Here is a 13,663-nt window from a genome sequence, read left to right as displayed (position 1 = left end):
TTTAAATTTTTCTCTAATTAAAAAAAATGAGAAAACAATAACTCCCACTATAGACTATTTTTTTCACGGTAATACCTCAAGTGGGGATTACCATCCATATTTCGGAAAATAGAAGTAGAGGTAATTAAATTTCAAATTTATTAGGTTTTCTTTATTTATTCGAGTGGATATCACGGGTAGTTTTTTATTTTCCCTGTGATATAATAAACTTGCGAAACGATAGAAAGTTTATAGCACTGCAGCACAAAGGCGCTCCCTAACCGCGACGAAAGGGAGCGCCTTGTTTATGCTAGTTGCGACTGCTAGCATGTGAGTTGGATAGCAACTTGCTTAGTTGTCGTCTTTGTCTTTCTCATCCAACCAGTGAGAAAATAGTTCGATGACTATACCAACAATAATTGGTGCGACAACCAACGATAGATAAATCATATACACTACACCCTACACAGGGGGAGTAGAAAGTATTCATGTTACGGAAATTACACACAGTTATTTTTCAAAGACATTAAGTGATGATGACGTTTCTTCCTTTTGCAAGGTCATGATGACTGGACCTTCTTTGGTGATGGCGATCGAATGTTCATATTGGGCACAATAACTGCCGTCGATCGTGCGTGCTGTCCAGCCGTTCGGGTCCATCTTCATGCGCCAAGTGCCGGTCGTGATCATCGGTTCGATAGTGATCGTCATGCCTTCTTTCAACCGAATTCCTTTGCCAGGTAACCCGAAATGAGGAAAGAATGGTTCTTCATGAATGGTTGGGCCAATGCCGTGAGCAATAAAGTCCCGCACGACACCATACCCTTTTTCTTCAGCGAAGCTTTGGATCGCATAACCAATATCGCCAACTCGGTTACCGACCTGTGCTTGCTCGATGCCTCTCATCAAGGCTTCTTTCGTGACTTCCATCAGCGCTCGATGTTCTGGCGAAATCTCTCCTACCGCATACGTCCAACAGCTGTCAGAGATTGCCCCTTTGTAATCGACACAAAAATCGACTTTGACGACATCGCCTGATTTTAAAACATATTCTGAAGGGAAACCATGACAAATCTCTTCATTGACACTGATACACGTCGCAAATTCATAGCCTTCAAACCCGATTTGCGCGGCTGTTGCCCCTGCAGCTTCTATCTGTTGATGGACAAAGGCGTTGATTTGGTTCGTAGTGATACCGGGAACGATTTTTTCCCGTAGCTGTTCGTGAATACTTGCCAAGATACGACCAGAAGTTTTCATTTGTTCGATCTCTCGTGGGGATTTTAATGTGATCAATAGATGATCTCCTTTCCTTAAATAGCCATTACCCTGTTTCTTTTAATAATACACCTCATCTAGAAATAAGCCATGAGAAGGCACTGTTTCACCAGCTGCTTGTCGTACTTTATCGGCTAACACTTGATCGATCACTTCTGGTGGCAGTGTGCCATCGCCAATGGCAATCAGTGTGCCTGTCAAGATTCGGACCATTTTATGCAAAAAGCCGTTGCCTTTGAAGGTAAACCGCAATAGGTCGCCTTCTGGTGTGATGGTGATTTCATCGATCGTGCGCACCGTTGATTTTTTTGATTTTTTCAATGCAGAAAAGCCGATAAAATCATGGGTGCCGATCAACTTCTCAGCCGCTTGCTGCATTTTTTCCAAATCAAGGGGCTGCGGGCAATGAAAACTAGTATTGCGAGCAAAGACCGATGGGATCGCGTTGTTCCAAACATAATAGCTGTATTGCTTGCCTTTGGCGTGATAGCGTGCATGGAAGCGCTCAGGCACTTCTTCAATCTTGTTGACGACGATGTCTTGCGGCAAATAGCGGTTAAAGAACTGCTGCATCTCTGGCAAACTCATTTGATGGGTCGTCTTGAAATTCGCCACTTGTCCTCGAGCATGCGTGCCCGCATCGGTTCTACCAGAACCCACAATCTCAATTTCTTCTCCCGTCAATAATTTGATGACCCCTTCAACTTTTTCTTGGATCGTTTTTTCAGAATCTCCTAGTCGTTGCCACCCTAAGTAGCGCTTGCCGTCATATTCAATCGTTAATTTGATATTTCGCATGGTTGTTGCTCCTTTTTACCGATACTATCGGTGGATAGTTTTTTTCTATTATATTGCTTTAGGTATTTACTTATGATACGGCGCCCCCGTATTGATTCGATACGCACGATAGATTTGCTCCAATAAGATCAGTTTCATGAGTTGGTGCGGATAGGTCATTTTGCCAAAGGAGATTTTGGCATCACTGCGGGTCATGACTTCTTGGCTTAAGCCTAGGGAGCCGCCGATGACGAAGGTCAGTTGGCTTTTTCCTTGGATACCGAGTTGATCGATTTGTTTGGCGAAGGCTTCGCTGGTAGGGTTGGTGCCTTCGATCGCTAAGACAAAGACATATTCGGTGTCTTTGATTTTGGCTAAAATGCGCTGCCCTTCTTTTTCTTTGATCTGCAGTATTTGGGCTTCACTCAAGGTTTCTGGTGCTTTTTCATCCGGTACTTCGACAAACTCAAGCTTTGCGTATGCCCCCAATCGTTTGGCGTACTCGTTGATTCCTTGAACGAGGTACTTTTCTTTTAATTTTCCTACTGTGACGATTTTGATTTTCATAGGTTCCTCCTCGTTATCCCCTTATTTTATGAAAATGTGGACAATGCTATCCACAACCTTTTACACACTTTGACTTTCTTTGAAATCCTTCTATCTTATCTATAAAACAGCGACACTTCAAGGGTTTCTTCATCCACCCAACCAAAGCTTTCAAGTTTGTCCACACACTGTGGATAAACAGACCTTCGCTTCTCCCCAGTTTTGCCTGCTATTTTTATTCAAAAATGAACGGGTTTTGCGAAGAAAATTTCATCGTTTGAAACAGATTCTTACGCAACTTCTTCATATTTTTTTCAAAATCTCTTAGTAGACTAATCTCAGATAGAAGGAATATACTGATTATAACGAATTATTCATTAAGGGGGAAATAGTAATGGCAAGAAAATATGTCACACCAGGCAAGAAAACTTCTCCTGGTTTATTAAAACGATTAGGTATTGGGATTTTAGGCGGTATGGTCGGCGGTTTATTGACCTTCGGCGGTCTGTATCTGGCAATGGGTTCCTCTTTGACTTCAACACCAGAAACCACGACCAACAGCGGGGTCCAAGATTCTAACGGACAAACCCAAGTATCCAATGTAAAACTTGATGTGACTAGCGATGTCACTGAGGCAGTTGAAAAAGTACAAGATTCTGTCGTTTCCATCATTAATCTACAACAAAGTCAAAGCAACGATTGGAACAGCCTCTTTGGTCAGCAAGGCGGACAAAGTGAAGGCGATAGCCAAAGCGATGACGACAGTGCTTTAGAAGCTTCTTCTGAAGGGAGTGGGGTCATCTACAAAATCGATGGCGACGATGCCTATGTTGTAACCAACAACCACGTCGTAGAAGGTCAAGACGGTTTAGAAGTTGTTTTAGCAGACGGTACGAAAGTCAAAGCTGAATTGGTCGGTACTGACGCTTACACAGACTTAGCTGTATTGAAAATCTCTTCAGAGCATGTGAAGACTGCCGCAACATTTGGTGATTCAAGTGCCTTGAAAGTCGGCGAACCAGCCATCGCGATCGGTTCTCCTCTAGGCTCTGACTACGCAAACTCTGTGACACAAGGGATCGTTTCTTCCTTGAATCGTCAAGTAACAAGCCAAAACGAATCTGGTGGTACGATCAGCATCAATGCGATCCAAACGGATGCTGCGATTAACCCAGGGAACTCTGGTGGTCCACTGATCAACGTTGATGGCCAAGTGATTGGGATCAACTCAAGTAAAATCGCCAGCACCTCGGGCTCTGCTTCAGGTGTTAGTGTCGAAGGGATGGGCTTTGCGATCCCAAGTAACGATGTCGTTGAAATCATCAATCAACTAGAAGCAGACGGCAAAGTGGTTCGCCCTGCACTAGGGATCCAAACGATCGATTTAGGTTCCATCACATCACAACAACAAGAACAAATCTTGAAAGTTCCTTCATCCGTAACTTCTGGCGTTGTGATTTACTCAGTCAACAATGCAACACCAGCAGAACAAGCAGGATTGCAACAATATGACGTTATCACGAAGATCGATGATACAGAAGTCAGCACAACAACGGATCTGCAATCTGCGTTGTACAAACACAAAGTCGGTGACACGATCACTGTAACCTTCTATCGTGGCGATGAAGAAAAAACGGCAGAAGTAAAACTTTCCGTTGATACGTCGATCAACGAACAATCAACAGACAGCAGCAACTAATCATCAAAACCAATCGAAACAATCAAAAAATGAACTGCCGCAAAAACAGGAAGCGGCAGTTCATTTTTTTAGGCTTTACCGACTGGAAAAGCTTCACCTACAACGGCATCTTGAGGCAGCTCAAGGATGCCTTTTTTCATTGGTGCACCTTCTAAATGCAGTTCTTTAGCAGAGCAGATCATTCCAAAGCTTTCTACGCCACGAAGCGTCCCCGGCCAAATCATCAAGCCATCTGGCATCATTGCCCCAGGCTTTGCGACAACGACTTTCAAGCCTTTACGGATATTGGCAGCACCACAGACGATTTGCAAGACTTCCCCATCTCCAACTTCTGTTTCCGTGATAGACAGATGGTCGCTGTCTGGATGTTCCACACAAGATTTCACATAGCCAACGACGATTTTTGGTTCTGTATCTTCTGGCAGTTCTTCGCTGAATCCTGCTTCTTTGATCATGGTGTTCAATTGTTGGATTTGTTCTTTCGTCAACGTCACTTGGCCACGGCCTTCGATCGTCATCACTTCTGAGATCGCAAAAAAGTTCCAGCCGACGATCGTGCCTTCTTCATTTTTGATTTGGGCAACATTGCCTTTGCGTTCGACGGTTTGTTCTAATCCTTTATCATCTGCTGTGATGGCAAGCAGTGTATCACTGACATATTCTTTGTTATAAGCAAAAATCACGTTTTTTCCTCCTTAGGTACTTACACATTCCGCCCATAATCTTAACAAATTTTTCGGCATCCGTCATGGAATTTCTTTGTTTTCCTTGAAATTCTACTTATTTTCAAAGACAAAAAACGCCTGAGAACCAACTTCTGCTGGCTGGCTTAGGTTGAGAATTGGCGAAGGAGCAGAACTCGCGGCTTCTCAAGAACTTGCTGGTAGAACTACGCTCTACGAAAGAAGGCAACAACAATAAATTTTCCAAAAAACGGATACAGAAAAAAACTAAGAACCAGCTTCAGCTTATTAGCTAAGACGCTGCTTTGCTAACAAGCCGATAAACGCTAGTTCTAAAAAACTTCTGTTTGGCACTATTACCTAAGAAACAAGACAACAGCGACAGATATCTTCCCTCAAAACGAGCACAAAAAAACCTAAGAACCAGCTGCAACTCATTAGCGAAAGACAATGCTTTGCTAACAAGTGAAACATCGCTGGTTCTCAGGAACTTTCTTTTAACCCTTGTCTTCTTTTGCTGCCATCTTCTTTAAGGAAAAGAACTCGGCAACGACAAGCTTATTTTTTCAAAAATGACCTTACGCTTTGGTTTCTTCAGGTGATACGATCAGCACGTCGCACCGGGCTTCACGGATAACGAAGCTGGCGACACTCCCCATCATGAAGCGTTCCACGGCATTCAGCCCAGTTTGCCCCACCATGATCAAATCGATGTCGTATTGGTCTGGTAATTGAGTGGCAAGAGCGTCTTTGATGGAGCCGTAAGCGACGATGCCTTCTACTAGATCAAAATCTACTGATTTTGCATAAGCTTTGCAGTCGTCGATCAGATTTTTCGCCGTGTCTTTTTCTTGTTCCAAGATGGAACTATCCAAAGGTGCATAGCCCATCATGGTCGGCACTTGCTGATCGATGATCGTTGCGGCATAGACCTTCCCTTGATTTCGACGAGCGACTTCCACTGCTTTTTTGAAGGCAGACATCGCTTGATCTGAACCGTCGATCCCTACTAAAATGTTTTGATATCTTTGTGCTTCCATCTTTTTCCCCTCCTATGCTGATTGTACGCTGGTTAAAAAGGCTTCGATCTCTTCTTTGGTTTTGCGATCCTTGTTGACTAACCGTCCCAGCTCCTTGCCGTCTTCGATAACGACGAGGCTAGGAATCCCAAAAATGTTCCATTCAACCGCTACATCCATGTATTCATCACGGTCGACTTCGATAAATTGAAGCTCTGGAAAGTCCGCTTCGATCTCAGGCAATTGCGGTTTGATGTATCGGCAATCGCCACACCAATCGGCGGTGAAAAAGAAGACATTTTTGCCTTTCTCCACATATGTTGCTAACTCTGCTAAATCTTTTGGAATAATCAAATACTCACCACTTTCTTTTCTTTCAGTATACACCTTTCTTTCAGGGACTACCAACTGACATGCTGATCTTGCAAAGCCCTGCAGAAAAAAAGAGACAACAGATGGCTGTCTCTTTGCTTTCGTTCATTCTCGCTTATTGTCCTGCCAAGATCGTATCAACAGTGGAACGATCCAAACCTTTCAAGACTTGAATCACCATTTCCCGTGCCGCTTCATAATCAGCGATACTGAATAATGTTTGGTGAGTATGGATGTAACGTCCAGGAACACCGATGACTGAACTTGGGATCCCTTCATTTGCCATGTGTGCCGCACCAGCATCGGTACCGCCTTTTGAAACAAAGTATTGGTACGGAATGTTGTTGCTTTCTGCTGTATCCAACAAGAATTCTTTCATCCGTGGCAACATGATCATGCCTGGATCATAGATTCGCATCAAAGTCCCTGCCCCTAGATGACCAAAGGTACCATTTTTGGTGACTGTGTCATCTGCTGGCGAGCAATCGACCGCAAAGAACAAGTCGGGTTTGAATTTCGTCACAGACGGACGAGAACCTCGTAAGCCGACTTCTTCTTGAACATTGGCACCAGCAATCAGCGTATGGCCTAACGTTTCCTCTTTCAAGGCTTCAAGTGCTTCTAATACGACTGCACAGCCGTAACGGTTATCCCAAGCTTTCGAGATGATGTTTTTCCCATTGGCTGTTTTGATGGTTTCCACTTGTGGGACGATCGTATCGCCAGGACGTACACCAAAGCTTTCTGCTTCTTCTTTTGATTCAAACCCAGCATCAAACAAAATATCTGTGACTTCGACATTTTTTTGACCGCTGCTTCCTCGCAACAAATGTGGCGGTACTGAAGAAGAAACACATGGATAATCGCCTTTCGCTGTTTTCAATGTAAAGCGTTGAGCAGAAACCACATAAGGGTTCCATCCGCCTAAAGGAGTGACTTTGAATAAGCCGCGATCGGTGATCGTCGTCAATAAGAAACCAACTTCATCCATGTGAGCAGCTACCATCACTCGTGGTGCATCTGCTTCTTGGTGGTGACGCAAACCGAAGATGCCGCCTAAGCCGTCTTGTTGGATCTCGTCCACCAAGGGGGTCATCGCTTCACGCATATACGCCCGCACGTCGTGTTCAAACCCGCTGGTTCCTTGTAACTCCGTTAGTTCTTTGATGCGTTGAAATGTTTTTTCTTCCATGATCATTCGAGAAACACGTATCGGTTGTTTGCTGCCCTAAAGAAACAAAGCTGCTTTTTTTGAAAAAGCAACGCTTGCTGTTGCTGTGTTTTCCAGCAATTTTTGGGTGAAACAACGGATGTGCTCTCTTCCTCCTTATTCCTACTGATATTCTTTATTATAGCGCAAATTTCTATTGTTGGTTATTTTTCTTATAGAATATTTCTAAACTATGGTAAACTATTGTTAAGAGAACCTGTGCTTTCACCGAGATCAAAACATTCGGGAAAACTTACTTTAGGAGGGACATTAGATGGAGAATGAGCATCCATTGCATTATTTTAAAAATGGACTGACCATCGGTTTAGGTCTTGGCTTTGCAGGAGGGATTTTTTCAACGATCTGGTTGAAGAAAAGGCAAGCCATGAATGCCGATGATGTCTTAGACAATATAAAAGCAGCATTTATCAAAGAAGGACCGATCGAAGGTTCTTGGATCAATTTCGAAAAACAACCTTTGCGCAAATTTGCGATCACTTCCCAAGGTTATACTGGCGGCATCACCCGCACCGAAGACGGGCAGCTTGTCACCTATGAATTTTTGGCAGATGCTCATACAGGTACCGTCTTAGATATCCAACGAGCAATCGTGGAATAATCACTGCACTTACGACCAGCTTCTTAAGAGGCTGGTCTTTTTTCTTTTTAAGCAGCGCTTTTACTGGAGCAAGGTCGCAAGATCCAATACCACGACTTCATCGATGCTGCCGCCTTTTTGCCGATACGCCCATGCCCCACTTTCAAACAAGCAGTACAGCTGTCCTTTTTGTACCACGATCTGTTCAAGGTAATGGGGAAACTTGATGCGCCGCAACGCATGTTTGCGGGTCAGCACCGTTGCATCCTTTGAAAAGACCCATAGCTCCGCCGACCCTGGTCCAAAGGAACGTGCCAGCAACATGTATTCAGTGGTAAAGGCGATACTTTGGACTTTCGTGGTGGTGACCCTTCTCTTACGCGGCTTGATGCGAGGAGGCGTTTTGCGACCGCTGTCTGAAAGAACAGGCAGCGGATAATTCGCCACCACGCCTCCTTGTTTCAAGGCAAAGGTCCCTGAGACAAGTTCACCGCTATCGGCTGCCAAATAGGAGCTGTGAGTGATGCCTGCCAATTCGATGACTTGCTGATAAGCGATAGGCTGATTGGTTGCCAAGGAATCATCTTCCAGCAGTGCTTGTAGAGAAACACACGCCACGCGCCCCATTCCTTTCCCTGTAATGGTTAGCCACAGCATTTGCGTTGCTCGATCAAAGACTAGCCCACCGACATGGGGGCGTTTTGGCAGAACCACCGTTTTCAGATGCCGCCCGCTCGTTCTTTCTATTATATAAAGCTGTGAGTGATGTTCCTGCTGCGAACAATACGCTGAGATGAACAAATAGTCCTCTGAAACGGCCAACCCTTGTGGGGTCATTGCCTGACATTGATCTGCATGCTTGTGCAGCCTCGTTTCTGCTTTCGCCGTTGCCTTCGTTGCCACTGCGGCAGTGGCTTCTTTTAAACCAGGAACAAAAAGGACTGCTTCCCTTTTTGCCCCGGCTGCCAGCCACGCTTGCCGCACGCTGGGATAACGCTTCAGCTGGGCTGCCAGTGCTTGGTTGTGGCGTGTATGTCGTTGCTTTTTCAGCCAGTACACCACAAAAAGGCCAACCGCAAACACGCCCAAAAGCAGCAAGCTCTCTGTTTGTCTCATTGATTGGCCTCCTTGATGAATTCCCTCTTGTCGGTTGATTTACCAACCGCTTATTGTTTGTCTATTCGTAATACTGCTTAGACTACTTGAACTTCAACATCAATGTTGCCGCGAGTGGCCCGAGAATACGGACAAAAATCGTGGGCTTCTTCTGCAATTTTCTCTGCCTCGGCTTTTTCAACGCCTGGTAACGATACCTCTAAAATCACGCCGATTTGGTAACTACCGTCCTCATGCTGATACAAAGACACTCTTGCTTTAACTTCGGATTCGGATTCGATGTTATGCTCTTTCAGCATATGCTGTACGGCACCGTTGAAGCATGAAGCATAGCCAGCGGCAAATAATTGCTCTGGATTGGTCCCTTCACTATGAAGACCTGGCTTGTCGATTTTCAGGTGAAAACTACCGTTTGGTGCTTCGACCTCTCCGACACGTCCGCCTCGATTGATCATCGCTGTTTCATATTGCTTTTTCATTGAACCTCTTCCTTTCTTTTTTTGACCTACTTCAAGTGTAACGACAATTTTCTAATCTGACAAAAGGATTGCTTATGCATCCTTTTAAAAAACAAAAAAGGCAAACCCAGAAACTCTGGATTTGCCTGTCTATTCAAGGTAGTTCCTACCCGAAATAAATGAATGAAAACAATTGCTGAATGGACTAGCCGTTTGAACGTCCTAAGAAGAATGAAACAACAGCAACTACAATAACCGCACCAATAATTGATGGGACGATTGCCATTCCAGCAAGTGATGGACCCCAAGAACCTAAGATCGCTTGTCCAATAGCTGAACCTACTAAACCTGCAACGATGTTGGCGATCCAACCCATTGATCCACCTTTATTTGTGATAGCTCCGGCGATCAAACCGATAATAGCTCCTACGATTAATACCCATAACCAATGCATATTTTTCTCCTTCTTTCTTTTAAGTAGTTATTACACATATTATGTTACGCTTAATCCCCGTTTTAGACAAAAGATTTGCACTCAATTTGCAAAAATAATTTTCAAACCTTGTTATATTAACGTTTATCAGCACTTCTTAATTATCGTTGTAAGAGCTTTAATTCGTTTTTTTTAGTATTGGTGCATTTTTTGAAATCGTTTTATTTTGTATTTTGCATCTTATCCGCTAAACTGAGGGAGAACCACTCTTATTTTGTCAGATAATTGGCACTTTTCACTCCTCGATCAGTCCTAGGACTGCTATCTTTTCAGTACATCAGCTATTTTTCATTGGGGGACGTTTCAATCGTTTTCGATTGGAAACGTTTTTTTGAACAAAATCATTCAATAAAGGAGAGGAACAAAATGAACAAAAAAATAGGGTATTCAATTTTGCCTTTGGCGGCAGTGATGTTAGGGGTCGCTGGCTGCGGCAGTGGTGACAGTGCCAGCGACAGCAAGCAGATTCGTATGTTCGTTTCTGGAGATACCAGTGAAGGCGGCGCTTATTCGAAAATGGCGGAAAAATACAAGGAAGAAACTGGTGTGACTGTCGAAGTCACCGACGTGCCTTATGCAGACTTGCTGACAAAAATCACCAAAGCTGTTCAAGCGGATGATGCGCCAGAGGTCGTGCGGGTTTCAACCGTTCAACCTGACTGGAATGACTATCTGATGGATCTATCGGACATCGCCAGTGAGGCAAAAACATTGGAATCGATGACGATCAAAGATGAAGCAGATGTCGTCAAAGCACTCCCTTCTGATGTCACTGCCACTGGGTTGTTTATCAATACGGATTTGTTTGACGAAGCTGGTGTGACCTACCCCACTTCGGAAGAGGACATTTGGACTTGGGATGAATTTTTAACCGCGATCAATGAAGTCGTTGAAAAAACCGATGCCAAATACGGCATGGTCATGGACGCGTCGGATCACCGTTTACGGGCTTTCACCTATCAATACGGGGGACAAGATTTCTTTTTAGATGACAGCGGTGATTCTTACACGACCGATGATGCTACGAAAGCGGCTTTGCAAAAATTTGTTGATTTGAACAATGACGAAGTGATGCCAAAATCGGTTTGGACCTCTGGAGAAGATGCTTCTGCTATGTTCAAGAGCGGCCGTGTTCCAGCTTACTTTTCTGGCAGCTGGCAGATCGTTGATTTTTCTACCAACATCAGCAACTTTAACTGGCAATCCACCTATTCTCCTTATGAAGAGACCCGCGCGGTCAATATGGGCGGCAACTTCATCACTGGCTTCAACAATAGTAAAAACAGTGAAGAAGGCGAAAAATTCATCAAATGGTTGTACGAAGAAGAAAATTACAAACAGCTTTGTACCTATGCTGGTTACTTACCTGCGGTGGAAGATTTGACGGTCGACTATGAACAAGGCCAGGATGCTTATGAAATCTACAACCAAGAGATCGCAGCCGCTGCTCAACCAATCAGCAGCAAGCAAACTACCGATCAAGTGACGATGAGTATGAAAGGCTACACTGGATTGACAGCGGCTTACCGTGATGCCATCGTGCAAGTATTAAATGATGAAATCACATTAGATGAGGCAATCGACAAGACGATCAAGGATTACAATGATGGGTTTTTGAAGAAATAAACAGACGTTCAACCACAAAGAACCCATAGTCTGGCTTTTTGCAGACTGCGGGTTCTTTGTTGCTGATACGATCGTCGGAGGAGGAATTTTCTGTGAGTACTTTACAAAAAAACAAATGGCCGTTGCTATTCACTGGTGCAAGCATCATTTTGTTCATTATCTTCTTTTTGATTCCAGCACTCTTAGGACTTTATTACTCGTTAACCGACTATAAAGGCTTTGCGACAGCCAATTTTATCGGCTTGGCGAATTATCAAGAATTGTTTCAAGACGCCAGCTTTTATAAAGCACTATTTCGTACATTTCGTTATGTGATCATTCTGGTCCCAAGTATCTATGTCGTTTCTCTCGCCGTCGCTTTGATGTTGAACAGTCAGCTGGCGAAAGGCAAATTTTTCGCAAAGATCATTTTTTTCTTACCATGGACCATCTCTGGGATCATCGCTGGGGTTATCTGGAAATGGCTGTTTGGTGAAAACTTTGGCTTTATCAACTTTATTCTAGAGCAAGCAGGACAACAAACTGTCCCGTGGTTTACCGACTCGAATGCTGCCTTTTCTGTCATTATTTTGGCTGCCATCTGGGGCGGGACTGCCTTTAACATGCTGCAATTTACTGCAGCTTTGAAAAATATCCCTCGCTCATTGTATGAAGCTGCCGAGATCGACGGCGCCAGCTTTGGGCATAAATTACGCTACATCACCTTGCCTATGCTGCGGCCGACTTCCTTTATGGTCATCTTATTGGCTTCGATCGGCGCTATGAAAGAGTTCGCCCTCGTGCAATCGCTGACCAATGGTGGTCCAGGAACCGACAACATGTTGATCGTGCAATATATCTATACGACTGGGTTTGACAAAATGCGGGTCGGCTATGCCAGTGCTGCCTCCATGGTACTTTTTGTGATTCTTTTACTGTTAGGCTTAGCACAAATGAAGATTGGAGGCGGCAAGAATGACATCTAAGACCATCAAAACCAAACGACCTGTCACAAGAAAGTCAGCGATGTTTTTTTTAACGTTGGCACTGATCATCACTTCCCTGCTGTACCTTTTTCCACTGCTTTGGTTCTTATTGAGTGCCTTTAAACCAGGGACCGAACTATTTGCTTATCCCTTGAAAATCATTCCTGAAAATCCAACCATTCAAAACTTTATTGATGCTTGGACAACATTGGATTTCTTTCGTTACTTCAATAATACGTTGATTTCAGCGGTGGTCACCACTTTATTGACGATCCTAGTCAGCGCCGCCTGTGGCTATGCCTTTGCAAAATACGATGCGAAATGGCTGCGTTTTTTCTTCATCTGTATCATCGCCACCACCATGCTGCCGACAGAAGTTATCATGAACCCAACGTTTTCTGTCATTCGTTCACTAGGATTATATGATAACTTGCTGGGGATCATCATCCCTTCCATCAATACAGCAACAGGTATCTTTATGTTTCGGACCTTTTTCGTCTCCGTTCCTGACGATCTGATTGAATCAGCCCGCATCGATGGTGCTTCGGATGGGATGATCTTTTTGAAAATCATGCTGCCGATTGCCCGACCAATCATTATGACACTGGGGATCTTTTCCTTCCAGTGGCGGTGGAATGATTATATCTGGCCCTTGATCGTCTTGAATGATCCGAAAAAATACACCTTGCAAGTGGCGATCCGCAGCTTGGTGGGCGCGGAAAATATCAATTGGACGATTTTGATCGCTGCCTCGGTAATTTCCATTTTGCCTTTGCTGCTGGTCTTCCTCGCCTTTCAGCGCTGGATTCTCGACAGCAATTTAGACAGTGGACTAAAATAAAAA

At 44.1% G+C, this 13,663-nt stretch carries 16 protein-coding genes; 5 read left to right on the top strand and 11 right to left on the bottom strand.

Annotated elements, in window-relative coordinates; all coding sequences use genetic code 11:
- Positions 1-330 precede the first annotated feature (330 nt).
- The 4 genes from ACI3E5_RS06385 to rlmH form a co-directional block, all read right to left on the bottom strand.
- Positions 331-429 (bottom strand): type I toxin-antitoxin system Fst family toxin, encoded by a 99-nt coding sequence (locus tag ACI3E5_RS06385; RefSeq protein ID WP_123906405.1) that lies wholly within the window; start codon positions 427-429, stop codon positions 331-333.
- A 60-nt stretch (positions 430-489) separates the two neighbouring features.
- Positions 490-1,275 carry a type I methionyl aminopeptidase gene (map, locus tag ACI3E5_RS06380; RefSeq protein ID WP_142962483.1) on the bottom strand — a complete coding sequence of 262 codons (786 nt, stop codon included), beginning with the start codon at positions 1,273-1,275 and terminating at the stop codon, positions 490-492.
- 42 nt (positions 1,276-1,317) lie between these two features.
- Complete coding sequence (truA, locus tag ACI3E5_RS06375) at positions 1,318-2,055, bottom strand: tRNA pseudouridine(38-40) synthase TruA (RefSeq protein WP_005225435.1); 738 nt, start codon at positions 2,053-2,055, stop codon at positions 1,318-1,320.
- A gap of 66 nt (positions 2,056-2,121) precedes the next feature.
- The gene (gene rlmH / locus ACI3E5_RS06370) at positions 2,122-2,601 is read right to left on the bottom strand and encodes a 23S rRNA (pseudouridine(1915)-N(3))-methyltransferase RlmH (protein WP_428207820.1); all 480 of its coding nucleotides are present in this window, start codon (positions 2,599-2,601) and stop codon (positions 2,122-2,124) included.
- Positions 2,602-2,974: 373 nt separating this feature from the next.
- Between rlmH and ACI3E5_RS06365 the strand changes: the two genes are divergently transcribed.
- A complete protein-coding gene (locus ACI3E5_RS06365; RefSeq protein WP_015509239.1) occupies positions 2,975-4,279 on the top strand; it encodes a S1C family serine protease in 1,305 nt (434 codons plus the stop codon).
- Positions 4,280-4,347: 68 nt separating this feature from the next.
- Here ACI3E5_RS06365 and ytpR read toward each other — a convergent pair whose 3' ends face one another.
- The 4 genes from ytpR to pepA form a co-directional block, all read right to left on the bottom strand.
- Positions 4,348-4,962, bottom strand: a complete 615-nt coding sequence (ytpR, locus tag ACI3E5_RS06360; RefSeq protein ID WP_142964304.1) for a YtpR family tRNA-binding protein — start codon at positions 4,960-4,962, stop codon at positions 4,348-4,350.
- A gap of 578 nt (positions 4,963-5,540) precedes the next feature.
- Positions 5,541-6,002 (bottom strand): universal stress protein, encoded by a 462-nt coding sequence (locus ACI3E5_RS06355; RefSeq protein ID WP_428207819.1) that lies wholly within the window; start codon positions 6,000-6,002, stop codon positions 5,541-5,543.
- A 12-nt stretch (positions 6,003-6,014) separates the two neighbouring features.
- Complete coding sequence (locus ACI3E5_RS06350; protein ID WP_034857755.1) at positions 6,015-6,335, bottom strand: thioredoxin family protein; 321 nt, start codon at positions 6,333-6,335, stop codon at positions 6,015-6,017.
- 133 nt (positions 6,336-6,468) lie between these two features.
- Positions 6,469-7,545, bottom strand: coding sequence for a glutamyl aminopeptidase (gene pepA, locus ACI3E5_RS06345; RefSeq protein WP_005225427.1), 1,077 nt, complete (start codon positions 7,543-7,545; stop codon positions 6,469-6,471).
- 292 nt (positions 7,546-7,837) lie between these two features.
- Between pepA and ACI3E5_RS06340 the strand changes: the two genes are divergently transcribed.
- Positions 7,838-8,182: a peptidase gene (locus ACI3E5_RS06340; protein ID WP_005234590.1), complete on the top strand. Its 345-nt coding sequence runs from the start codon at positions 7,838-7,840 to the stop codon at positions 8,180-8,182.
- Between the two features lie 60 nt (positions 8,183-8,242).
- On the opposite strand, the gene ACI3E5_RS06335 is transcribed toward ACI3E5_RS06340, so the two are convergent.
- The 3 genes from ACI3E5_RS06335 to ACI3E5_RS06325 all read right to left on the bottom strand — a co-directional run bounded on the left by ACI3E5_RS06335 (position 8,243) and on the right by ACI3E5_RS06325 (position 10,189).
- Positions 8,243-9,277: a YncE family protein gene (locus tag ACI3E5_RS06335; protein ID WP_262119073.1), complete on the bottom strand. Its 1,035-nt coding sequence runs from the start codon at positions 9,275-9,277 to the stop codon at positions 8,243-8,245.
- 77 nt (positions 9,278-9,354) lie between these two features.
- The gene (locus ACI3E5_RS06330) at positions 9,355-9,756 is read right to left on the bottom strand and encodes an Ohr family peroxiredoxin (protein ID WP_005225423.1); all 402 of its coding nucleotides are present in this window, start codon (positions 9,754-9,756) and stop codon (positions 9,355-9,357) included.
- 184 nt (positions 9,757-9,940) lie between these two features.
- Positions 9,941-10,189 (bottom strand): GlsB/YeaQ/YmgE family stress response membrane protein, encoded by a 249-nt coding sequence (locus ACI3E5_RS06325; protein WP_005225422.1) that lies wholly within the window; start codon positions 10,187-10,189, stop codon positions 9,941-9,943.
- Between the two features lie 405 nt (positions 10,190-10,594).
- Between ACI3E5_RS06325 and ACI3E5_RS06320 the strand changes: the two genes are divergently transcribed.
- From ACI3E5_RS06320 to ACI3E5_RS06310, 3 genes are all read left to right on the top strand, one after another.
- Positions 10,595-11,854 (top strand): ABC transporter substrate-binding protein, encoded by a 1,260-nt coding sequence (locus ACI3E5_RS06320; RefSeq protein WP_428207818.1) that lies wholly within the window; start codon positions 10,595-10,597, stop codon positions 11,852-11,854.
- Between the two features lie 92 nt (positions 11,855-11,946).
- The gene (locus ACI3E5_RS06315; protein WP_010747712.1) at positions 11,947-12,819 is read left to right on the top strand and encodes a carbohydrate ABC transporter permease; all 873 of its coding nucleotides are present in this window, start codon (positions 11,947-11,949) and stop codon (positions 12,817-12,819) included.
- Positions 12,809-13,660: a carbohydrate ABC transporter permease gene (locus tag ACI3E5_RS06310; protein ID WP_010747711.1), complete on the top strand. Its 852-nt coding sequence runs from the start codon at positions 12,809-12,811 to the stop codon at positions 13,658-13,660. Before ACI3E5_RS06315 ends, ACI3E5_RS06310 begins: the two co-directional genes overlap by 11 nt.
- Positions 13,661-13,663 lie beyond the last annotated feature (3 nt).

The organism is Candidatus Enterococcus avicola (assembly GCF_047470845.1).
Lineage (GTDB): Bacteria > Bacillota > Bacilli > Lactobacillales > Enterococcaceae > Enterococcus_D > Enterococcus_D casseliflavus.
The sequence above is the reverse complement of the archived record's forward strand: the minus strand, read 5'-3'. Positions and strand labels throughout refer to the sequence as shown.